The 22,015-nt window shown below is 69.9% G+C and carries 20 protein-coding genes, 1 tRNA gene and 1 pseudogene; 5 read left to right on the top strand and 17 right to left on the bottom strand.

Annotated features, from left to right (window positions below):
- Positions 1 to 15 precede the first annotated feature (15 nt).
- A complete protein-coding gene (locus GB932_RS19560) occupies positions 16 to 348 on the bottom strand; it encodes a ferredoxin reductase domain-containing protein (protein ID WP_306769929.1) in 333 nt (110 codons plus the stop codon).
- Here GB932_RS19560 and GB932_RS04410 point away from each other — a divergent pair.
- Positions 307 to 1,644, top strand: coding sequence for a hypothetical protein (locus tag GB932_RS04410; protein ID WP_156759479.1), 1,338 nt, complete (start codon positions 307 to 309; stop codon positions 1,642 to 1,644). The two genes, GB932_RS19560 and GB932_RS04410, sit on opposite strands and share 42 nt — an antisense overlap.
- A 67-nt stretch (positions 1,645 to 1,711) precedes the next feature.
- Here the strand turns inward: GB932_RS04410 and GB932_RS04405 are convergent, their stop codons facing one another.
- From GB932_RS04405 to GB932_RS04355, 11 genes are all read right to left on the bottom strand, one after another.
- Entirely contained in the window at positions 1,712 to 2,878 is a 1,167-nt protein-coding gene (locus GB932_RS04405; RefSeq protein WP_156759792.1) for an acyl-CoA dehydrogenase family protein, read from the bottom strand.
- Positions 2,879 to 2,934: 56 nt separating this feature from the next.
- The gene (locus GB932_RS04400) at positions 2,935 to 3,750 is read right to left on the bottom strand and encodes an HpcH/HpaI aldolase/citrate lyase family protein (protein ID WP_156759791.1); all 816 of its coding nucleotides are present in this window, start codon (positions 3,748 to 3,750) and stop codon (positions 2,935 to 2,937) included.
- Between the two features lie 8 nt (positions 3,751 to 3,758).
- Positions 3,759 to 4,265, bottom strand: coding sequence for a MaoC family dehydratase (locus GB932_RS04395; protein ID WP_156759478.1), 507 nt, complete (start codon positions 4,263 to 4,265; stop codon positions 3,759 to 3,761).
- Positions 4,262 to 6,220 (bottom strand): acetyl/propionyl/methylcrotonyl-CoA carboxylase subunit alpha, encoded by a 1,959-nt coding sequence (locus GB932_RS04390; RefSeq protein WP_156759477.1) that lies wholly within the window; start codon positions 6,218 to 6,220, stop codon positions 4,262 to 4,264. The genes GB932_RS04395 and GB932_RS04390 overlap by 4 nt, the downstream gene beginning before the upstream one ends.
- 6 nt (positions 6,221 to 6,226) lie before the next feature.
- Positions 6,227 to 7,840 carry a carboxyl transferase domain-containing protein gene (locus tag GB932_RS04385; RefSeq protein WP_156759476.1) on the bottom strand — a complete coding sequence of 538 codons (1,614 nt, stop codon included), beginning with the start codon at positions 7,838 to 7,840 and terminating at the stop codon, positions 6,227 to 6,229.
- Positions 7,841 to 7,860: 20 nt separating this feature from the next.
- Positions 7,861 to 9,114 carry a dihydrolipoamide acetyltransferase family protein gene (locus GB932_RS04380; protein ID WP_156759475.1) on the bottom strand — a complete coding sequence of 418 codons (1,254 nt, stop codon included), beginning with the start codon at positions 9,112 to 9,114 and terminating at the stop codon, positions 7,861 to 7,863.
- Positions 9,111 to 10,130: an alpha-ketoacid dehydrogenase subunit beta gene (locus tag GB932_RS04375; RefSeq protein WP_156759474.1), complete on the bottom strand. Its 1,020-nt coding sequence runs from the start codon at positions 10,128 to 10,130 to the stop codon at positions 9,111 to 9,113. Before GB932_RS04375 ends, GB932_RS04380 begins: the two co-directional genes overlap by 4 nt.
- Positions 10,127 to 11,245 (bottom strand): pyruvate dehydrogenase (acetyl-transferring) E1 component subunit alpha, encoded by a 1,119-nt coding sequence (pdhA, locus tag GB932_RS04370; protein WP_156759473.1) that lies wholly within the window; start codon positions 11,243 to 11,245, stop codon positions 10,127 to 10,129. Before pdhA ends, GB932_RS04375 begins: the two co-directional genes overlap by 4 nt.
- Before the next feature lie 262 nt (positions 11,246 to 11,507).
- Positions 11,508 to 11,593: transfer RNA gene (locus GB932_RS04365), tRNA-Leu, on the bottom strand.
- A 109-nt stretch (positions 11,594 to 11,702) separates the two neighbouring features.
- The gene (locus GB932_RS04360) at positions 11,703 to 12,797 is read right to left on the bottom strand and encodes a VIT1/CCC1 transporter family protein (protein WP_156759472.1); all 1,095 of its coding nucleotides are present in this window, start codon (positions 12,795 to 12,797) and stop codon (positions 11,703 to 11,705) included.
- 141 nt (positions 12,798 to 12,938) lie between these two features.
- Positions 12,939 to 14,687, bottom strand: coding sequence for a DEAD/DEAH box helicase (locus GB932_RS04355; protein WP_156759471.1), 1,749 nt, complete (start codon positions 14,685 to 14,687; stop codon positions 12,939 to 12,941).
- Between the two features lie 108 nt (positions 14,688 to 14,795).
- Between GB932_RS04355 and GB932_RS04350 the strand changes: the two genes are divergently transcribed.
- Entirely contained in the window at positions 14,796 to 15,626 is an 831-nt protein-coding gene (locus tag GB932_RS04350) for an SGNH/GDSL hydrolase family protein (RefSeq protein ID WP_156759470.1), read from the top strand.
- Here the strand turns inward: GB932_RS04350 and GB932_RS04345 are convergent.
- Positions 15,599 to 16,081 (bottom strand): annotated as a pseudogene (locus GB932_RS04345) (TrmH family RNA methyltransferase); the annotation flags it as partial. The gene GB932_RS04350 and the pseudogene GB932_RS04345 overlap by 28 nt on opposite strands.
- Positions 16,082 to 16,293: 212 nt before the next feature.
- On the opposite strand from GB932_RS04345, the gene GB932_RS04340 reads away from it, so the two are divergent.
- Genes GB932_RS04340 through GB932_RS04330 form a run of 3 tightly spaced genes read left to right on the top strand, consistent with a single transcriptional unit; the run spans position 16,294 to position 18,520 of the window.
- On the top strand, positions 16,294 to 16,869 hold the full coding sequence (locus tag GB932_RS04340) for a recombinase family protein (RefSeq protein WP_156759468.1): 576 nt from the start codon (positions 16,294 to 16,296) through the stop codon (positions 16,867 to 16,869).
- 32 nt (positions 16,870 to 16,901) lie between these two features.
- Complete coding sequence (locus GB932_RS04335) at positions 16,902 to 18,068, top strand: hypothetical protein (protein WP_156759467.1); 1,167 nt, start codon at positions 16,902 to 16,904, stop codon at positions 18,066 to 18,068.
- Positions 18,065 to 18,520, top strand: coding sequence for a hypothetical protein (locus GB932_RS04330; protein ID WP_156759466.1), 456 nt, complete (start codon positions 18,065 to 18,067; stop codon positions 18,518 to 18,520). Before GB932_RS04335 ends, GB932_RS04330 begins: the two co-directional genes overlap by 4 nt.
- Here GB932_RS04330 and GB932_RS04325 read toward each other — a convergent pair.
- The 4 genes from GB932_RS04325 to GB932_RS04310 all read right to left on the bottom strand — a co-directional run bounded on the left by GB932_RS04325 (position 18,492) and on the right by GB932_RS04310 (position 21,981).
- A complete protein-coding gene (locus GB932_RS04325) occupies positions 18,492 to 19,700 on the bottom strand; it encodes a hypothetical protein (RefSeq protein WP_197517298.1) in 1,209 nt (402 codons plus the stop codon). The two genes, GB932_RS04330 and GB932_RS04325, sit on opposite strands and share 29 nt — an antisense overlap.
- Positions 19,701 to 19,944: 244 nt before the next feature.
- On the bottom strand, positions 19,945 to 20,163 hold the full coding sequence (locus GB932_RS04320) for a hypothetical protein (protein ID WP_156759465.1): 219 nt from the start codon (positions 20,161 to 20,163) through the stop codon (positions 19,945 to 19,947).
- Between the two features lie 129 nt (positions 20,164 to 20,292).
- A complete protein-coding gene (locus tag GB932_RS04315) occupies positions 20,293 to 20,862 on the bottom strand; it encodes a hypothetical protein (RefSeq protein WP_156759464.1) in 570 nt (189 codons plus the stop codon).
- Positions 20,863 to 21,066: 204 nt separating this feature from the next.
- Positions 21,067 to 21,981 carry an FRG domain-containing protein gene (locus tag GB932_RS04310; RefSeq protein ID WP_156759463.1) on the bottom strand — a complete coding sequence of 305 codons (915 nt, stop codon included), beginning with the start codon at positions 21,979 to 21,981 and terminating at the stop codon, positions 21,067 to 21,069.
- Positions 21,982 to 22,015 lie beyond the last annotated feature (34 nt).

Genomic DNA, 22,015 nt, shown 5'->3' with positions numbered 1-22,015 from the left:
ACGGGGCGCCCGCGCTCAGCTCTCGGGTGCGAAGATCTGGCCGACGGGCTCGCGCTTCTCTGCCTGGAAGGTGTCCTCCGCGCGCCCGGCGGCCCAGTAGGCCGACAGCCACAGTCGCGCACGGTCGATCGACCGCACCGTGTAGGTGCGGCGTGACGGCATGTCCTCGGGGGCGAGCCGCTCACCCAGGGCCGCGAGGTCGTAGAGCGGCTCGCGCCCGAGCTCGGGCTTCGCGATCCGAAGCTTGACGTAGGCGTCGGTGCGTCCCCGTTCGGCCGCGGCCTCCGCCCCGGGTACCGTGGGGCGGTGACGAACGTGCGTGAGACCTGGCCCGCCCTCGACACGCACGCGCTCGAGCGGCCCGCGCCGTCGAGATCCGAGATCGCCGCATACGCGGAGCGCCACGGGGTCGAGCGCGCACGGCGCCTGGGTCTGAAGGCGACCGCCTACGCGGTCCTCAGCCCGCTGGTCCGCGGCATCCTCTGGCTCAGCACGGTCGGCACGGGAACGGCCGGCGTCGTGCGGGTGCTCCTCGGCATCATCGGCGGCCTCACCGCGTTCGTCGCCTCCTTCCTCGCGCTCTTCCTCCTCGTCGTCGGCGCGATCGCCGCGACCGTCATCCCGCTGCTGCTCGTCCTCGAGGTGCTGAACTGGCTCGGATCCGGCGACACGTCGACGCTCGAGAACTCGCTCCTCCTCGCGCCGCTCGCCGTGATCGCCTGGGGCATCTTGTGGTGGACGAGCGGGCAGGACATCCGGCGCCGGCGACGCGACCTGCGGCACGGGATCCGGATCGAGGGCCTCGCCCGCGACAACGCCCTCGACCACTCGCGGATCGGCCCGCCCGATCGCCGCCCTGGCATGCTCTTCGAGGTCGGCGTTCCGGTGGCGACGGAGCACCGCGTCCGTCGCACCGAGGATCCCACGTTCGAGATCGCGCGATACACCTTCGACCGCTCAGGCGACCAGCGCACGAGGGTCCTGACGACGTGGGGATACGCCGCGCTGCGCCTTCCGGCGCCGCTCCCCCACATCGTGCTCGACGCGCGCAGGCCCAACGGGCTGCTGTCGACGAGCCTTCCCGGCATGTGGGCGCCCGACGCCGACCAGCGGCTCGGCCTCGAGGGAGACTTCGACCGCCACTTCACGCTCTACTGCCCGAAGGGATACGAGGCCGACGCACTGTACCTCTTCACCCCCGATGTCATGGCCCGCGTCGTCGACCGCGCCGCCCTGTACGACATCGAGATCGTCGACGACTGGCTGTTCCTCTATGCGCGCACCGGCCTCGGCGGCGGCGATGCGCGGTCGTGGCGGCGCGCCGACGAGGCCCTCCGCGCCCTCGCCGAGAAGATCGACCGCTGGGGCCGCTGGCGAGAGGCCGCGCCGCGCCGCGCACCGCGCGACGCGGCCCCGAACGGTGCGGGGCGCACGGCCGCGTCGAAGACCGGCCGTGTGCCCGAGCCGCGGCGCCCGGAGCCGAAGCGGAACGGGCGACGCCTGACGCGCAAGGCGCCCCTGGGCGCCATCCTGCTCGCCCTCGGGATGGTCGCGGTCGCCATCGGAATCGTCTGGAACCAGGCGGTCGAGCTGTTCCGGGACATCGGCCGGCTGATCGCGTGGATCGGGTCCCTCTTCGGCTGACGACCTGGGGCGCGCTCGCCGATTCAGCCGCTCCCGCTCGCCGATTCGCACACGTCGCGTCGCCGGCTCAGCCGAGCGCCTTGTCGAAGCCGAGGCTGCGCGCGATGACGCCGAGCTGCACCTCCGTCGAGCCCTCCCCGAGCGTGAGGATGCGCGCGTCGCGGTAGTGGCGCGCGACCGCGTTCTCGTTGAGGAATCCGTAGCCGCCCCAGATCTGCGTCGCGTCGTTCGCGTTTGCGACGGCGGCCTCGGATCCGATGAGCTTCGCCAGCGATGCCTCTGTCGTGAACGGCATGCCCCGGTCGATGCGGTGCGCGGCGTCGTGCATGACGGCGCGGGCGGCGGCCACGCGCGACCGCATGCGCGCGATCGTGAACGCGATGTGCTGGTTGTCGCCGATCGGCCGGCCGAACACCTCCCGTCGCTTCGCATACGCGACGGTCTGCTCGAGGCATCCCTGGGCGGCGCCGACGCACAGCGCCGCGAAGGCGACGCGGCCCTCGTCGAGCACGCTGAGGAAGTTCGCGAAGCCCCGCCCGCGCTCCCCCAGCAGGTTCTCCTCGGGCACCCGCACACCGTCGAACACGAGCGGATGCGTGTCGGAGGTGTGCCAGCCGACCTTGTCGTAGGCGGGCAGCGCCGTGAAGCCCTCGGTCGGCACGGGCACGATGATCGTCGACAGCTCGGGCCCGCGACGGCCGTCCGATCCGATCCGCTCGCCCGTCACCGCCGTGACCGTCACGATCTCCGTGATCGACGTGCCCGAGTTGGTGATGAACTGCTTCGTGCCGTCGATCCGCCACATGCCGTCCTCGAGTGTCGCGGTCGTCTTCGTGCCGCCTGCGTCGGATCCGGCGTCGGCCTCCGTGAGGCCGAAGGCCGCGAGCCCCTCGCCGCGCGCGAGCGACGGCAGGAATCGCGTCTTCTGCTCATCGGTGCCGAATCGGAGGATCGGCATGGCGCCGAGGCCGAGGCCGGCCTCGAGCGTGACGGCGATCGACTGATCGACTCGCGCGAGCTGCTCGACGGCGACGCAGAGGTGCAGGTAGCTCTTCCCCTGTCCGTCGTACTCGGCGGGCAGCGGCAGCCCGAAGAGACCCATATCACCCATCTCGCGGATGATCTCGATCGGCAGGCGCCGCTGCGTGTCGTACTCGTAGGCGGCCGGAGCGACGACGTCGTCGGCGAAGTCGCGCACGCGCCGGGCGAGCTCCTGCAGCTCGGGCTCGAGCATCTCGGTGCCGGGAACGGGCGTCTGGACGGGAGTGATGAGCGACATCGGCGTCTCCTTCACGGTCGGGGGCTCGTGGCCCCGCTGCGGGCGCGCGCGAGGATGCCGCGCGCGTGTATGAGGACAGGTTCGTCGACCATCCGTCCCTCGAAGCGGAAGGCGCCGCCGTGGGTCCCCGCCTCCGTGAGGATCCGCTCCGCCCACGCGACCTGCTCGTCGCTCGACGCGAAGGCGTCGCGGATCGGGGCGACGTGGGACGGGTGGATGGCGGCTTTGGCGTCGAAGCCGCTCGCCGCGGCGTCCTCGGCTTCTTCGCGGCAGCCGTCGAGGTCGGCGATGTCGGTGCGGATCGCGTCGATCGCCGCCCGGCCCGCGGCCGACGCGGCGAGCAGCACCTGTGAGCGCGCGTGCGCGGCGACGGCGCGATACTCGCCGGAGGCGCGGCGGCTGGAGGTGCCGCCCATCGAGGCCACGAGGTCCTCCGCGCCCCACATGAGCGCGACGACGCGCGGGTGCGCGGCGATCTCCGCGGCGTGCACGACACCCGCCGCGGTCTCGCAGAGGGCGACGACATCGCGGTCGCCGAGCGCGTCGACATCGGACGACCCTGAGGCCTTCGGCAGCATGACGGTGCGATACGGCGAGCGCGCGACGGCCGCGAGGTCCGCGACGAGGTGCGGGCTGTCCGCGGGGTTCACGCGCACGATCGTGCGCTGGGGATCCAGGCGTGATCTCACGACCGCGTCTCGCGCGGCGTCCTTCGCCGCGGCCGAGACCCCGTCCTCGAGATCGAGGACGACGGCGTCGGCGCGCGCCGCGGCCTTGCCGAAGCGGTCGGGACGATCGCCGGGGCAGAAGAGCAGGGCGGGGCCCATCGCGAAGCTCACAGCGCACCCGGCCCGTCCGGCCGCCCCTGCATGAGCACGGTGCGCACCGCGCGGGCGACGACCTCGCCGCGCTGGTCGCGCCCCGTATGTTCGAGCGTCACGATCCCCTGGCCCGGCCGCGACGCCGACGCACGCTTGTCGATCACGCGCGTCTCACCATAGAGGGTGTCGCCGTGCCGCAACGGCGCCGGGAACGCGACCTCGGAGAAGCCGAGGTTCGCGACGATCGTGCCGTTCGTGAGCTGCCCCGTCGACATGCCGACGATCGTCGCGAGCGTGAACATCGAGTTGACGAGGCGCTCGCCGAACTCGGTCTGTGCGGCCCAGTGCGCATCGAGGTGCAGGGCCTGCGTGTTCATCGTCATGGTCGTGAAGAGCACATCGTCGGCCTCGGTGACGGTGCGCCCCGGCCGGTGCTCGTAGACGACGCCGACCTCGAACTCGTCGAACCACAGCCCCCGTTGCGTCACGCGCCGCTCGGGCGCGTCTCCGTGCTCGGTCATGTCGCCTCCTCTGTCTGTTCGCCCGTGGGTGTCACGGTCGCGAGCTCCTGACCACGCGACACCTGGTCGCCGGCCGCCACCCGCAGGCGCGCGACGCCCGCGACAGGGGCGCGCAGCAGGTGCTCCATCTTCATCGCCTCGACGCTCACGATCGCGGCGCCCTCCTCGACCGTGTCTCCGTCCGCGACATGCACGGCGACGACGGATCCCGGCATCGGCGACGCGAGCGTCGGTGCCGCCCCCGCGCGCTGGCGGCGCGCAGGGCGTGCCGCCTCGACACCCCAGGTCCCCGACTCGTCGGCGACCCAGATCTCCCCGTCCGGCGCCGTGACGACGTCGCCGGGCGCCAGCTCCTGGATCCGCACGACCCCGCCCGCGCGCGCGACCCGCAGGTCGACTCGGCGCGCGCCCCCGGCACCCGGCGCGAGGATCGCACCGCGGGTCACGGTCGCGACGGAGTCGCCATCGCGCAGGCGCACGCTCGCCCCGGCGGATCCGCCCACGCGCCAGCCGTCGGGGGCCCACGCGCGGTCGCCGGTCGCCGTGGCCTCGATGAGCGCGAGGCCCGCGCGTGCGAGCACGGTGTCGGGGACCTCGATCGCGGCGAGCCGGCCCACCTCGCGGTCGATGAGCTCCGTGTCGAGGTCGCCGGAGCGCACGCGCGGATCGGCGAGCAGGGCCCGGACGAAGGCGGTGTTCGTCCGCACGCCGAGCACGCGGGTGCGCCGCAGCGCGTCGTCGAGCCGGGCGATCGCCTCGGCCCGCGTCGGCGCGTGCGCGACGACCTTCGCGAGCATCGGATCGTAGTGCGTCGACACGACGTCGCTCGTCTCGACCCCCGCGTCGACGCGGATCCCTTCGCCGCTCGGCCACGCGGCGGCGACAACGGCGCCTCCCGTCGGGGCGAAGCCGGCCGCCGGATCCTCGGCGTAGATGCGCGCCTCGATCGCGTGGCCCGCATGGCGCACCTCGTCCTGCGCGAAGGCGAGCGTCTCGCCTGCCGCGATGCGCAGCTGCTGCTCGACGAGGTCGATGCCCGTGATCTGCTCTGTCACGGGGTGCTCGACCTGCAGCCGCGTGTTCATCTCCATGAAGAAGGGCTCGTCCGGGCGGTCGCCCGAGACGATGAACTCGACCGTGCCCGCCCCGACATAGCCGACGGCGCGGGCCGTCTCGCACGCGGCGCTCCCGATCGCGTCGCGCTGCGCGGGGGTGAGCAGGGCGCTCGGCGCCTCCTCGACGACCTTCTGGTGCCGGCGCTGCAGCGAGCACTCGCGCTCGCCCAGGTGGATCGTGGCGCCCGCCTCGTCCGCGAGGACCTGCACCTCGATGTGGCGCGGGCGCGCGACGAAGCGCTCCACGAAGAGCGCGTCGTCGCCGAAGGCGTTCGCCGCCTCGCGCCGCGCCTGCGCGAGCGCGCCTGGCAGATCGCGGGGGTCGTCGACGCGGTGCATGCCCTTGCCGCCGCCGCCCTGCGATGGCTTCACGAGCACCGGGTAGCCCACGCGCTCGGCGCCGGCGATGAGGGCCGCATCGTCGAGACCCGGCTCGGAGATGCCCGGCACCGTCGCGACGCCGCGCTCTTCGACGGCCGCGCGGGCGCGGATCTTGTCGCCCATCGTCTCGATCGCGGAGACGGGCGGGCCGATGAAGGCGATCCCGGCGTCCGCGCAGGCGTGCGCCAGCGCGGCGCTCTCGGCGAGGAATCCGTACCCGGGGTGCACGGCCTGGGCGCCCGTCTCGCGGGCGGCGCAGAGGATCGCGTCGACGTCGAGATACGAGCGGCGGGCGTCCGCCGGCCCGATGCGCACGGCCTCGGTCGCGGCGCGCACGTGCATCGCCCCGGCGTCGGCGTCGGAGAACACCGCGATCGAGGCGATGCCCAGGCGGTCGAGCGTGCGGGCGACGCGCACGGCGATCTCGCCCCTGTTGGCGATGAGGACTCTGTCGAACACGGCGCATCACATCCGGAAGACGCCGTAGCGCACATCGGGAAGCGGCGCCTGCCCCGCGACGTCGAGGGCGAGGCCGAGCACGCGACGCGTGTCGGCGGGATCGATGACGCCGTCGTCCCAGAGGCGCGCGGTCGAATAGTAGGGCGATCCCTGCTTCTCGTACTGCGCGCGGATGGGCTCCTCGAACGCGGCCTGCTCCTCGGCGCTCCAGACGCCGCCCGCGGCCTCGATCTGCTCGCGCTTGACGGTCGACAGCACGCTCGCGGCCTGCGGGCCGCCCATGACCGACACGCGCGCGTTCGGCCACAGCCAGAGGAACCGCGGATCGTAGGCGCGTCCGCACATCGAATACGTGCCGGCGCCGAAGGATCCGCCGATCACGACCGTGAGCTTCGGCACGCGGGCGCACGAGACGGCCGTGACCATCTTCGCGCCGTGCTTGGCGATCCCGCCGCGCTCGTATTCGCTCCCGACCATGAAGCCCGTGATGTTCTGCAGGAACACGAGGGGGATCCCTCGCTGGTCGCACAGCTGGATGAAGTGCGCGCCCTTCTGCGCGCTCTCGCTGAAGAGCACGCCCTGGTTCGCGACGATGCCCACGGGGTGGCCGAAGATCGACGCGAAGCCCGTCACGAGCGTCGTGCCGAAGCCCGCCTTGAACTCGTGGAAGGCGCTGTCGTCGACGATGCGGGCGATGACCTCCCGCACGTCGTAGGGGGTCTGCAGGTCGGTCGGCACGACCGACCCGAGCGTGGCGGGGTCGACGGCGGGTTCCCGCGGCTCTGCGACGGCCCACGGCGGGGCGGGGCTCGGCGGCAGGGTTGCGACGATGTCGCGCACGATCCGCAGCGCGTGCTCGTCGTCGTCGGCGAGGTGGTCCGCGACACCCGAGACGGTCGCGTGCAGCTCGCCTCCCCCGAGGTCCTCCGCCGACACGACCTCGCCCGTCGCCGCCTTCACGAGCGGCGGCCCGCCGAGGAAGATCGTCCCCTGATCCGCGACGATGACGGTCTCGTCGCTCATCGCGGGCACATAGGCGCCGCCGGCTGTCGAGGATCCCATGACGCACGCGATCTGCGGGATCCCGGCGGCGCTCATGGTCGCCTGGTTGTAGAAGATGCGCCCGAAGTGCTCGCGATCGGGGAAGACCTCGTCCTGCATCGGCAGGAAGGCACCGCCCGAGTCGACGAGGGAGATGCACGGCAGCCGGTTCTCGCGGGCCACCTCCTGCGCGCGCAGGTGCTTCTTGACCGTCAGCGGGAAGTAGGTGCCGCCCTTGACCGTCGCGTCGTTGGCGATGATCATGCAGCGCCGGCCCGAGACGACGCCGATCCCGGCGATGACGCCCGCCGCCGGGGCCTCGTCGTCGTAGCAGCCGAGTGCAGCCAGCGGCGCGAGCTCGAGGAAGGGGCTGCCGACGTCGAGCAGTCGGTCGACACGATCGCGGGGCAGCAGCTTGCCGCGGGCGATGTGACGCTCGCGGGAGCGCTCGGGGCCACCGCGCGCGGCCTCCGCGAGGCGCGTCCCGAGCTCGTCGACGAGCGCGCGCATCGCGTCCGCGCGGCGCGCGCCGGCCTCGCCGTGCGGATCCACCGCCGTCGTGAGCCGCTCTCCCCCCATGTCGCCTCCTCCGGTCCGCATCAGCCGCGCGCCAGGGCGAGGCCGGGCCGGGTGAGCATCCCGCCGATGTCGCGGAGGAACCCGCTCGCCTCACGGCCGTCGAGGACGCGGTGGTCGAACGACACCGTGAGGGTGCAGACGTCGCGCAGCGCGACCTCGCCGCCGTGCTCCCACGGCATCCTCCGCACCGCGCCGATCGCGACGATCGCGGATTCGCCGGGGTTGAGGATCGGGATCCCCCCGTCGACGCCGAAGACGCCGACGTTCGAGACCGTGAGGGTCGAGCTCGTGAGCGCCTCGGCCGAGATGCTCCCGTCGCGGGCGGCAGCGGCCCGCTCCGCGATCCGGTGCGTCAGCTCGACCGCATCGAGCCGTTCGGCCTCATCGACGCTCGCGACGACGAGGCCGCGGTCGGTGGCGACGGCGATGCCGAGGTCCACGTGGGCGTGGAACTCGATCTCCTGCTCCTCGGCGTGGAAGGTGGCGTTGACGCCGGGGGTGCGGCCCGCCGCGATGACGATCGCCCGCGACACGAGCGCGAGGAACGACGGCCCGTCCTCGCGCGGTGAGGCGGATAGGTCGCCCGCGAGTCGCATCGTCTCGGTCACGTCGACCTGCAGGAAGCACGCGGCGTGCGGTGCGGTGAAGGCTGACGACACCATGGCCTCCGCGGTGCGGCGGCGCAGGCCCGAGACTCGCTCGCGGCGGGAGGCGGGCGCCGACGAAGCCGGCCGGCCGCTCTCGCGGACGAACGGATCCTGTGGGAACGTGCGCGCACGGCGTGCGGGACGCGATCCGCGATCGGCCTTGACGGATCCGACGAGCACGCTCACGCGGCCGTCGTCACCCGCGGGTTCACCGGATCGGCCCGGCGCGGCGTCGGGTTCTCCGCCCGCGGCGTCGCCGGACACCTCGGGCACGGCATGGTCTGGGCCGAGCGCGACATCGGGCCCCTCGGGCACGGCGCTCTCCTGCTCGGGAGCCGCATCGGACCCCTCGGAAGGGCCCTCCTCCGGCTCGGGTTCGGCCCCCTCCGCCCCCTCGACGTCGTACTCGACGAGGGGGGCGCCGACGTCGATCGTCTCGCCCTCGCCCGCGTAGAGGCGGCGGATGACCCCCGCATAGGGGCTCGTGAGGTCGACGACCGCCTTCGCGGTCTCGACCTCGGCGATGACGTCGTTGAGCGCGACCGCATCGCCTTCCGAGACCTTCCACGCGACGATCTCGCTCTCGTTCAGGCCTTCGCCGAGGTCGGGCAGGTGGAACGTGGTCATCGCGCACCTCCCGCGTACTCGAGGCCCGTGCGCGACGATCGCCGACCGAGCGTGCGGTCGACGGCGTCGAGGATCCTGTCGAGGCTCGGCAGGTAGGCGCCCTCGAGCGCGGACGGCGGATACGGCGTGTCGTACCCCGTGACCCGTTCGGGAGCGGCGCGGAGCGCGGGGAACGACCGTTCGACGACGCTCGCGATCAGCTCGCTCGCGACGGACGCCTCCGCGGGCGCTTCGTGGGCGACGACGAGGCGGCCCGTGCGCTCGACGCTCGCCGCCACCGTGTCGACGTCGAGGGGCGAGATCGCGCGCAGGTCGATGACCTCGAGCTCGATGCCCTCATCCGACGCCGCGATGGCCGCCTCGAGCGCCGTCTTCACGACAGGGCCGTAGGTCGCGACCGTGACGTCACGGCCCGTCGTGAGGACCGCCGCGGTGTCGAGGTCGCGCGTGAGGTCGGTGTCGACGTCGCCCTTCGCCCAGTAGCGGGACTTCGGCTCGAAGAACATCACGGGGTCGTCGCTCGCGATCGCGGCCCGCATCGTCGAATACGCCTCCTGAGGGCTCGACGCCGTCACCACCCGCAGCCCAGGTGTGTGGGCGAAGTACGACTCGGGAGACTCGGAGTGGTGCTCGACCGAGCCGATGTCGCCGCCGTACGGCACGCGCACCGTGATCGGCATGCGCACGCGCCCCTGTGTGCGGTAGTGCAGCCGCGCGACCTGCGCGACGATCTGGTCGAAAGCGGGGTACACGAAGCCGTCGAACTGGATCTCCACGACCGGGCGGTATCCGCGATACGCCATCCCGACGGCGGTGCCGACGATGGCCGATTCGGCGAGGGGCGAGTCGATGACGCGGTTCTTGCCGAATCGGGCCTGCAGGCCGTCGGTCACGCGGAAGACGCCGCCGAGGCGCCCGATGTCCTCGCCCATGAGGACGACCTTCTCGTCCGATTCGAGCGCGTCGCCGAGGGCGCGGCCGATGGCGGCGCCGAGCGCGAGTTCGCTGGTCGTCATGCGTCCCCCTCGATGCTGGCGGCGAAGGCGAGGTGCTCGGCGCGCTGGCGCTCGAGGCGCGCCGTGGGCTCGGTGTAGACGTGGTCGAACATCGTGACGGGATCCGGCGCCTCGGCCGTCATGACGGCGTCGCGCAGTTCGCGGGCGGTGGCGTCGCAGCGCACCTGCGCCTCCTCGCGGATCCGATCGGTGCGGGCGCCGATCCGGTCGAGATGGCGCTCGAGGCGCACGATCGGATCCTTCTCGCGCCACGCCGCGACCTCGTCGTCGCGGCGATAGCGGGTCGGGTCGTCCGTCGTGGTGTGCGGGCCCATCCGGTAGGTGACGGCCTCGATGAACGTCGGCCCGCCGCCGGAGCGCGCCCGCTCGATCGCGATGCGCGTCGCGGCGTGCACGGCGAGCACGTCGTTGCCGTCGACGCGCAGGGCGGGGATCCCGAAGCCCGTCGGTCGCAGGGCGAGCGGGGTTCCCGACTGCACCCGCACGGGCTCGGAGATCGCGTAGTGGTTGTTCTGGCAGAAGAAGATCACGGGCACACGGAAGGCGCTCGCGAAGACCATCGCCTCGTTCACATCGCCCTCGCTCGTCGCGCCGTCGCCGAAGTAGGCCACGGCCACATCGTCGGCGCCGTCCATGCGCGTCGCCATCGCGTATCCCGTGGCGTGGAGCGTCTGCGCGCCGATGATGATCTGCGGCGTCGCGACATGGTGCGCGTGCGGATCCCAGCCCGAGAAGGCATGCCCTTCCCACACGCCGAGGAACCCGCCGAATCCCGTCCCGCGCAGGATGGCGAGGGCGTGTTCGCGGTACGAGCCGAAGACGAAGTCGGTGTCGCGGAGGGCGCGGGCGGATCCGACCTGGGCGGCCTCCTGGCCGAGCAGCGGCGGCCAGAGCGCGAGCTTGCCCTGGCGGGTGAGGGCGAACGCCTCCTGGTCGACGCGCCGCACGATCGACATGTCGATGAAGAGGTCGGTCAGGGCCGTCTCATCCATGTCGGCGAGGTGCGGGTCGAGGAGCCCGCTCGCCTCCCGGGATCCGTCGGCGCGCAGCACCGTCAGGGGCGCATCGAGGCCGGAGACGAGTTCGGCTCGGGGTGCGGGCATGGCGATCGACATCGCGGAACCTCCTTGTTCGCGCGCGCCTCGTGGGCGCTTCGTCGGCCCGGGTGCGGGCTCAGGCTCACGGTAACGCCGCGACGCATTTCGAGCAATCCCCCTGCGTCGAGTTATGCAGATTGCGAAGACTCGACGCCATGGATCAGTCACGATGGCCGAGCGAGCAGGGTTCCCTCGATCAGGTGTGGCACCTCGGCGGCAGGCACGACGAAAGATCCCCCTGGCCCGGCTCAGCCGGCCCCAGGGGGATCTCGATCCTACGTGCGCGAGGGGGGACTTGAACCCCCACGCCCTAATACGGGCACTAGCACCTCAAGCTAGCGCGTCTACCTATTCCGCCACCCGCGCATTGGGTGTCGATCCGTCTTCCGGAGCGTTTCCGCCCGTTTTCCGAACCGAGAGACAACATTACCACCGCCCGTTCACCGTCGCGAATCAGCCGTGGATCCCGGGCGCGTCACGCCACGGACACCCCGAACAGCAGCCCGAGCACATAGGTGACGGCGGCGGCGCCGAAACCGATGGCGAGCTGCCGCAGCGCCCGCGGCAGAGGCGAGGCTCCCGAGAGGAGGCCGACGGTCGCGCCCGTCACGAGGAGGGCGATCCCGACGAGTGCGAGGGCGATGATGACGGCCGCGAGCCCCGTGAGCCCGACGATCCATGGCAGAACCGGGATGATCGCGCCCGTCGCGAAGAAGGCGAAGCTCGAGGCTGCCGCGCGCCACGCTCCCCCGACGACCTCATGGCGGTCGCCGCGGCCGACCGGATCCGGCATGCGACCCGCGTGGGCGTTCGCGACGATCCCGTGCGCCTTGTCGAGGGCCTCCTGCTCCGGCATGCCCCGAGTGCGGTAGACGAGGGCGAGCTCGTTCGCGTCGAGGTCGAGGTCGGGCAGTCCGTCGTGTGCGAAGTCGCTCGGCTCCGTGGCGTCGAGCAGCTCGCGCTGCGACTTCACCGAGACGAACTCGCCCGCCCCCATCGACAGGGCACCGGCGAGCAGGCCGGCGAGGCCGCTGAAGAGCACGAACGCGCTCGAGGCGCCGGTCGCACCGATGCCCATGACGAGAGCGAGGTTGCTGACGAGGCCGTCGTTCGCCCCGAACACGGCGGCGCGGAAGGTGCCGGACAGGCGGCGGCGACTGCGGGCGGCGAGCCCGCGCACGACTTCGTGGTGGATCTTCTCGTCCGCGCGCATGGCGGGCGTCGCATACGGGTCCGTGTCGTACGGCGAGCGGGACTCGGCCAGCTGTGCGAGGGCGAGCGTGAAGATCGATCCGAAGTGGGACGCGAGCCAGGCCGTGACCCGCGTGGTGAGCCCGGCCTTCGGCAGCCGGGCGGGCTCTCCCCCGAGCAACCTCAGCCAGTGCCCCTCGTGGCGGCGCTCGGCCGCCTCGAGCTTCTCCAGGATGTCGCGCTCGTCGCCGTCCCGGCGCCGCGCGAGGCGGCGATACACGGCGGCCTCCGCGCGCTCGTCGGCGAGATAGCGCGCCCAGCGGCGACGCTCGGCGGGCGATGCCTGGGCGGGATCGAGTTCGGGGGAAGGCGCGGACACGCGGTGCTCCTCGGCTGGTCGTTCGCCCGCGCGTCCCGACGCGGGGTCACGAGAACGCTATCGGCACCCCCTGACGGGCGCGCGGAGCATTTCGGAGGCCCGAAGGGCATCCGCATGGGCACAGGGAGGGACGGAAGACCCCTACCGGTGCACGCGCTTCCGGAGCAGGTCGATGCGGGACTGGAGCTGGGCGACGGTCGCCTGGGCGACGGCGGGGCCTCCGCAGGTGCGGCGGAGCCACGCGTGCACCTGGCCGTGGGCATCGCCCGTCTGCTTCGCGTACACGCCGACAAGGCTGTTGAGCAGCTGGCGCTGCTCTTTCAGGGTGCGATGCAGGGGCGCGGGCAGCTCGGGCTCGGACCCGGTCTGCTGCTCGCGCGATTCACGCACCTCGCGATGCTTCGATTGGCGCGCCTGACGCTGCATGAGCAGGTCGTGCACGTGCTCGGGCTCCAGCAGCCCCGGCAGTCCGATGAACTCGAGCTCCTCCTCGGATCCGGGGACGGCGAGCTGACCGAACTGCTGGCCTTCGAAGACCACGGAGTCGAAGTGTGCGGTCGATTCGAGGGACTGGAAGGAGAACTCCTCCTCCATGAGCTCGTCGCTCGCCTTCTCCTCGCGCTCTGCCGCGTCGAGGAGCGCGTCGTCGAGGCCGTCGACGTCCTTCTCGCCGCGATCGAGCACGTGATCGCGCTGCTTCTCCATCTCGTGCGCAAGGCCCATGAGCACGGGCACCTGCGGCAGGAAGACGCTCGCGGCCTCGCCCTTGCGGCGAGCGCGCACGAATCGGCCGATCGCCTGGGCGAAGAACAGCGGTGTGGAGGAGCTGGTGGCGTAGACGCCGACGGCGAGCCGGGGCACGTCGACGCCCTCGGACACCATGCGCACCGCGACCATCCACCGGGAGGTGTTCTGAGAGAACTGCTCGATGCGGCTCGAGGCCTCGGCCTCGTCGCTGAGCACGACGGTGGGGCGCTGCCCGGTGATCTGCCGCAGCAGCTCGGCGTAGGCGCGCGCATTGGTCTGGTCGGTGGCGATGACGAGCCCGCCCGCGTCGGGCACGTGGTGCCGGATCTCGGTGAGCCGCTGGTCTGCGCTCTTCAGCACGGCGGGCATCCACTGCCCCTCGGGGTCGAGGGCCGTGCGCCAGGCCTGGCTCGTGACGTCCTTCGTGTTGTCCTGCCCGAGGTGCGCCTCGAGCTCGTCGCCCATGCGGGTGCGCCACTTCATCTGGCCGGAGTAGACGTGGAACAGCACGGGCCGGACGACGCCGTCGGCGAGCGCGCGGCCGTAGCCGTAGTCGAAGTCGGTGACCGAGGTGCGCAGGCCCTGCTCGTCGGGCAGGTACTCGACGAACGGGATCGGGGCGTCGTCGCTGCGGAAGGGCGTGCCGCTGAGGAGCAGGCGCCGCGTGGCTGGCTGGTAGGCGTCGCGGATCGCGTCGCCCCAGCTGAGCGCGTCGCCGCCGTGGTGCACCTCGTCGAGGATCACGAGCGTGCGCGCGCCCTTGACGAGGTCCCGGTGCACGGACGACTTGACGGCCACCTGCGCATAGGTGACGACCGCGCCGTGGTAGTGGCGGGCGAGGTGCGGCGACTGATTGCTGAACTCGGGATCCAGCCGGATGCTCGTGCGGGCGGCGGCGTCGGCCCACTGCGTCTTGAGGTGCTCGGTGGGGCATACGACGACGATGCGGTCGATCTCGCCCTGGTGGCGCAGCTCGCGCGCCACCGTCAGCGCGAAGGTGGTCTTGCCTGCGCCGGGCGTCGCCGCGACGAGGAAGTCGCGCTTGCCTTCGGCGAAGAACTTGTCGAGGGCCTCCTGCTGCCATGCGCGCAGCCTGCCCGCTGTGCCCCTCGGGGCTCTCTGCGGATAGGACGGACTCAGCACGAGCAACCACGATAGACCCGACCTGCGACAAGGATCTTTCGCGACCTCTCAGGTGGCCGCGCGGTCGTATCGTGGGAGGGCTTGCATCGAGTCGACGAAGGAGTGGCGATGACGCCGGATACGGACGCCAGGGGCGCGGAGACGCCGAACGAGGGGCCGCATCCGTGGCGACGTCTCGTGTCGGTCGGCGACTCGTTCACGGAGGGCATCGGCGACCCCGAGCCGGGCGTGCCGGGCGGGAATCGGGGCTGGGCCGATCGGCTCGCGGAGGCGCTGTCGCAGCAGGTCGATGACTTCGCCTACGCGAATCTCGCTGTGCGAGGGAAGCTCATCGGGCAGATCCAGCACGAGCAGATCGAGCCGGCGCTCGCCCTGACGCCCGACCTCATCACGATCTGCGCGGGCGGCAACGACGTCATCCGCCCCGGGACGGATCCCGACGAGATCGCCGTGCAGTTCGACGACTGCGTCGCCCGCCTGTCCTCGGGCGGTGCGGCCGTCGTCGTCTTCACGGGCTTCGACGTCGGCTGGAACCCCGTCTTCCGCCCGTTCCGCGGCAAGATCGCGATATACAACGAGAACATGCGCGCGATCGCCGAGCGACACGATGCGCTCGTCGCGGATCTGTGGGCGCTCGGCGAGGTGCAGGATCCGCGATTCTGGGCGGAGGACCGGCTGCATCTGAACCCGCTCGGACACCACGAGGTCGCCCGCATGGTGCTGCGCACGCTGAATGTGCCGAACGAGCTGCAGCCGATGCGGCCGGATCCGCTCCCCGAGCGCACGTGGCGCGGCGCACGGCGCGATGACCTCGTGTGGGCGCGCACGCACCTCGTGCCGTGGGTGCTGAGGCGCCTGCGGCACCAGTCGTCGGGCGACGGCGTGCTGCCGAAGCGCCCCGACGCGGGACCCTACATCGGAGGCGACAGCGGCGCCTGAGCCGCGGGCGGGTGCGCGAGCGCCCAGAGCGCGACCGCACTCGCGGACGCGACGTTGAGCGAGTCGACGCCCCCGGCCATGGGGATCATCACGGTCGTGTCGGCGGCCGCCAGCGCGTGGCGGTCGAGTCCCGGCCCCTCGGATCCCATCACGAACGCGACGCGCTCCGGGCGGGCGGCCGCGAAGGCGTCGAGCCCGACGGCCTCCTCGGACAGCGCCATGGCGGCGACATGGAATCCCGATTCGTGCAGCAGATCGCCCGCCGTCGGGCCCGCAGCCGCGCGCCACTCGGGGAGCCGCGTCCACGGCACCTGGAACACGGTGCCCATGGACACCCGCACGCTGCGCCGATAGAGCGGATCCGCGCATCGCGGCGTCACGAGCACGGCGTCGGCCCCGAGGCCCGCCGCGCCGCGGAACGCGGCGCCGACGTTGGGAGGTGTTGCGATCTGCTCTGGAGACGTCCGCTGCTCTGGACGCAACGCGCGAGACGCCGTGGCGGCACCTCATGCAAGGCTCCTTCTCCTGGTCAGGAGGCGAATCACGACGCGACGACGCATGGCGATCGCTGCATCGTGTTCAATAAACGTATGCGATCCTCGGGAGCCGAAATCTCGTCGACGCCGCCAGCGTCGAGTCCCGCAGGGCAGATCCTGAGCCGCGCACGATGGCTCTCATAGGCTTGGTGCGAGTCACCGGAGACGCTCGCGACGTGGAACGGCAGCACGAGGTGCTGAATCCGATCTGCGCGTGCGTCTTCGAGGAGGAGTCATCCCGCCGACGTCGGATCGAGAACCGGCCGCAGCTTCTCGCCGCGCTGGAACCTCTCAGGACTGGCGACCGACTCATCGTCAGGAGGATCAGAGATCTGGCGCAGAGCATGGTCGATGGCTGGGAGGTACTGATCGACCTGATCGAGCACGGCGTCGCGGTCCGAGTTCTCGAAGGCTCCGATGCGGGTGACTACGACGAGCTGACGGACATTCGCGAACTGGTACGCGACATCACCGAGATCAGACGCTCGATTCTGAGCGACAGGATCAAGCGCGGACTGCACGAAGCTTGCGAAGGTGGAGCTGTCGGGGGCCGTCCGCGAGTCGCAGATCGTGCCACGCGAGCCGCGATCTTCAACCAGCGCGACCAGGGGCAGACGCTACGTGCCATCGCTCAGTCGTTCGGCGTTTCAATCGGGACGGTGCACAATGTGCTAAAGGCCGAGAAACCCACAGAGGCATCATCGTGACCCAGCGGAGGTGAGCTGCGATCGCTATCAATGTGCTCCTCAGCCACTCGACGATCCCCATCGACGACGCGGTGTTCACGACGCTCCTCGACAACTCCGTGGCGGGCACATACAAGGGCTACGAGCGCGCGCTGCAGACGGGGAGCATCAAGTTCTCCGACCTGGTAGACCTCGCACGGAAGGGCGACATCCCCTACACGCTGTTCTTCGCGCCGATCGCGCTGGTACGGGAGCAGGTGGAGAAGAAGACGACCAAGCTCCTCGCGGGCGTCAGCAGGGATACGTTCTCCATCGGTTCGCGCGCCAAGGTGGAGCTCCGCGATGTCGAGCTCATCGTGAAGGATCTCATCCGCAAGCAGCAGCTCCTTCGCAAGCATGACTCGTCGCTGCAGCCGAACACGATCATCGGCCTGCTCCGCGATGACACAGCTTCCGCCGACACCGATGCGGCCGCTCTCATGTCGGCGCTCGACCTCTCGCACAAACGTCTGCGTGCGTGCAGGTCGAAGGAGAAAGCTCTCGACCTGATGATCGAGCGCCTCGAGGCCAACCAGGTGCTGGTCTCGCGCAGCGTCCAGAACTACATGCCACAGCGCCTGGCACATGTGAAGTTCAGCGGGATGACAGTCCGGGACAACAAGGTCCCCTACATCTTCCTCGCTGGTGGCGACCACGGGGACGACCAGGAGCCGGTGGGCCGCACCATCTTCACCCTGGCGCTCATGACAGTGCTCGTGGCGCGACGCATCTTCGCCCCGATGACGTGGGACGGAGGCAGCACCGAGACAGACCCCGGTCGCGAGTACGACATTGCCGGCTCGATGCTCATGCCCGCCGAACGGATGAGAGCGCTGGCACTCACCTCGCTAGATGCCATCAAGGCTGCCTCAGACGAGTTCAAGGTGACGGCGAGTGCCGTCACGGTGCGAGCGATGCGGCTGGGCATGATCGACCCAGAAGCGGCCGGCAACCACCTGGAGCAGCTGCGCGGCGAGTTCAAGAGCCGTCCGAATGGTGGACCGCGCAGCCCGATCCACCCCGAAAACGCCGTGCGCAAGTACAACGGCAGGGAGCTCACCGTTCGGATGCTGCACGCGCTCGACAACGGGGACATCTCCGCGGGCGAGTTCTGCCGATCCATCTGCTTGAACCACCTCAAGCCATCGCGGATCGAAGACCTCCGGAGAGCTGTCCAATGAGCGGCTTCGGACAGCGGTTCGTGATCGATACCAACGCTCTCAGCCAACTCGGCAGGCAACGTCGAGCAGGCAAGTTCTTCCTGGAGAACGCGGTGACCCCCGAAGAGGTCATGCACGAGGCGTCCGGGTTTCCTGACATCGCGGCGCTGCGTGACAACGTGCATCCGACCACACCGCGAGTGCTCCATTGGCTCTCGCAGATCATGGCGACCGTCCCGTCCGGAGACACCAGGCTCGTCGACCTATATGCCAACAGAGGCAACGCCGACCCGTTGGTCGTGGCGTGCGCGCTCGAAGGGCAGGAGCACGATAACCAATTACTGCTAAGCCCCGAGTGGGTCGTCGTCACCGCCGACGAGGCTGTTCGGGACAAGGCTCAGGAGTTCGGGCTGACGGTGCTCAGCAACTCCGAGTTCGCTGTGCTCATCGATGGAAACGACGTTGGCGGCTGAGCACCGCGCCTGAGGCTGGCGGATCTACTCCTGCTCGACCGGGAGGCTCGAACACACGGGCATCGTCGCGCATCTGTTCGAGCACGGCGAAGTTGCTCAGCACGATCTCCGGCTCGTAGGTGGTTGTGGGTCTCAGCTGTCGCATCCGAGCTAGCATCTCCTGGTCCGACAAGCTCTCCAGCCATGCCGCGATCTGCTCGGTACCCGGGGCATCGTCCATCTTGCCGATGGTCTCGACCATGTCCCGGCGCACCGCCGCAGCCCCGAGACGGTCGTTGTGGAGCTGCGCTGCTGACACCGTCGACCCTGCAGACAGCGCACTGCGCTCGTCGTCATGGCCGACCGAGATCTCGTACCGAACAGGCAAGGCCGGTGCCGGCGGTTCGATCCCGGTGATCAGCCGCGGCACTGCCTGAGTCCGTACCCACGTGGCGACTTCGTCGAGCTCCTTCATCAGCACCGGCCAGCGCTCAGTTCCGGGCCGGTTGATGCCGATGGTCGGGAAGAGCGCGACAGGAATGTGCTGACCTCTGGGGGTCTCCGCGATCACCTCCCCGACCTCCAACGGCACCTCCGGACGGCGCTCGACATCTGTCAACGACGGCGGCGTACGGTCCTCGCGATGAATCGCTGCGAGGCGGACGGCCGTGACCGCCGGCGCTCGGTGTTTCGAGTGGTTCGTGTGCAGCGCTAACAGCGCCATCGGGTGATCATGCGAGCCCACCGTCCGCTGGAACGGTTGGAGCCCCTCGATGCGCTTGATCAACTCACTACCCCGCTGCAGGGCCGGCGGCCCGTTCTTCGCGCGACCCTTCACCCATGCGTCAAACGCATCGTAGGTCTGCGCCGCCGGCATCTCGACGACCTTAGCCGCCTTCTCGTCGAGCGTGCCATCGCGGTACTCAACCTCGGCGAACAGGGTGTGCTCGATCGCGTTCCGCAGGACGACCAGGGCGTCGGCGACCAGGAGGACGACCTTGCGCGGTATCGGCGACATGCTCACCACGACAGTCTGACTGTGGGTGATCATCGGCACCTCTCGCAGCTGGATGATCCCTTCCGGCTGCGTCTGATAGTCGAAGAGGAGGCTGGCGACTTCTCCGATGAGTTCGTCGGCGTGCGCGAGCTCCGCCGCCACGCCGAGATGGTGGTCGGGCAACCATGTGTAGCTCGAACTCATCCTCGGTCCTTCTGATCGGCGTTGAATGTGGAGTCCGTGCTCCGCCGGCCCTCACGGAAACCGCGGTGAATTGGGAGCGTTCGGCCCGATCTCATGGTAGGGATCCCGAGCGGATCGACCGGGTCCGCATGCGGGTGGCCAAAGAAGTACTCCTGATTGCGAGAGTTCAGACGAAACCGTGCGTCGGTCGGTCTCCGACCGGTCAGGACGAAGACTCATCAAGGGCCGAGAGCAGAGCCGCGACCTACCCACGAGACAGCGGAGCCGACCGAGGTGGCTGCATGTGCTCGACGTAGCGATGCACATCGCTCGGATAGTAGACGGGCCCGCTCTCTCCGATCGCGTAGGTCTTCATGAGCATGTGCTCGCGGAAGTCAGCCATGCGGTCGCCGAGGATGCCGGCAAGCTGTTGCTCGGAGCAGCCGAGCTCGCTGTCGGGCTCGGGGAGTAGTCGGCTGTCCATCGCTCTATTCTCCCGATCGATCAGTGTCCGCGCACCTCCCGCCCAGCGCCCTGGACCTCGGTGACCACCGCCAACAGTCCCGCGAGCCGCTGTTCGAACCAGCCGACTCAACATCCCGCCTCTTGTCACCTACGAGGGTCGCCAGTCGATCTCACGGCGTACCGCTTCCCCGACGACCTCGGCCACGGCGCGATACCGGTCCCCGAACTCACGCAGCTTCGCGTTGCCGCGGCACTCCAGATTGTGGCCGGTGAGTCCCTGCAGATCGGTAGGAAGCGTTGAAAGGTGAGCCGAGAGCTCGGTGAGGTCTTTGACCGCGGCACGCACCTGAGGATCACGGACCCTGGCCGTCAGCCGACTTACCTCGACTTCGGCGGCGAGCATCTCTTCGCTGAGGCCTTCGGGAAGTTGGGTGTACTTTCCCTCACGCGCCTGCATGTGATCGAAGTGCATCGCTTTGCCTGTCAGGCGAGCCATCTTCTGCAATGCGTCCTGCAGCGACAAGAGCGTATCCCGCTGGAACGCGTGACTCTCGTTGTCCAGCTCGGCAACACGTTCGAAGCGCCGAGACTCGCTCGCACGGAGATGAGTTCTCTCGTCGCGCCGTCGCTCGTTCAGACCAGCGAGCAAGTACCCGCCAAGCGACGCGAAAAGCGTCGCCACGGCGATAACGATCTGAGTTAAAAGTGTCATATCCACGGTGCCATCCGTCCTTACCCCGCCTCAGCTCGTCGACCGCGTCGCGTAGAAGGCCACAGCCGAGTTCGCCGCGACGTTCATCGAATCGACGCCGTCAGCCATCGGGATTGTGAATCGCCGATCGAGCACCCTATCCACCTACGGCTCGAGCCCGTGTCCTTCGGTCCCGAACACCAGCACAAGCTCGATTCCCCGGCTATCGATCTATCCTAAGAGCGCGGCACTGTCGACAGCTTGACGTACTTCGGCGGCCATGCCGAACAGATCGGGGTACATCGTTGCGGGGTTGTACCCGTAGTCCCGTTCAAGGCGGCGACGAATCTCCACCTTCGCTTCTGCCGCGATTCGAATCGTCAGAGTGGGCTCGGCACTTTGCTGCAAAGCTTTTCCGGAGCGATCGACCATCTTGGTGGGGACTGAGGTGGCTCGCCGTACCTCGCCAATGCGCCAGAACTCTCCCGACGTCCCGGGAGCCTTCCGATACTGAGCGTTCCCACCGGCGTAAACCTTCGGCACCCCGGCTAACAAGAAGCCAGACTGCTGAGCAGGGATGCGCTCGTTATAGGACGGTGGCCTCCACAGCAGTGGCAGATCTCTACACCACGGAGTGTTGGTACCTGACTCACGCCAAGGAATGTCGTAAGTGCTCCATTTCTCGTCCAATTGCACGCGGCGATTCGTGACGTCGAACGCGAAGACTCGCCCGTCCGCACCGTCAAGCTCACCATGCTGCTCCTCGACGGCGAACCAGAGAGCAACCAGCGGACTGAGCGAGACATCAAGCATCCGTGTCGGACCTCTGAAGTGTTGCAGGTTCGCCAGCAACTCCAGATAAGGCATTTGGTCGAAACGCCAGCTCCCCCGCACGAAGTGAGCGATCTTCTCCTCCGCCCGAAGGAGATCGTCTTCCTCTGGTGCCGGCTGTGACTCCGATCGCGCGTCGAGCAATCTCCTGTAGAGCCCGCTGTGGAGGCTCCACCGAGCATCGACCTGTCCGCGCCAACCGACGGTGCGCCTCGTCCCTGTCCGCCTGAGGACCGACTCGATCTCACTCAGGGCTGTCTCCCAAGACGTGACCGGACTGCCCTCCCACGGACCGAAGAAGTCTGCCCCTCGCATTCGTTAGGTTCCTCTCGCTTTCCTGACACTTTCA

The organism is Microbacterium karelineae (assembly GCF_009745985.1).
In the GTDB taxonomy this organism is placed as follows: Bacteria; Actinomycetota; Actinomycetes; order Actinomycetales; family Microbacteriaceae; genus Microbacterium; species Microbacterium karelineae.
This window is presented reverse-complemented; position numbering and strand designations above follow the sequence as displayed.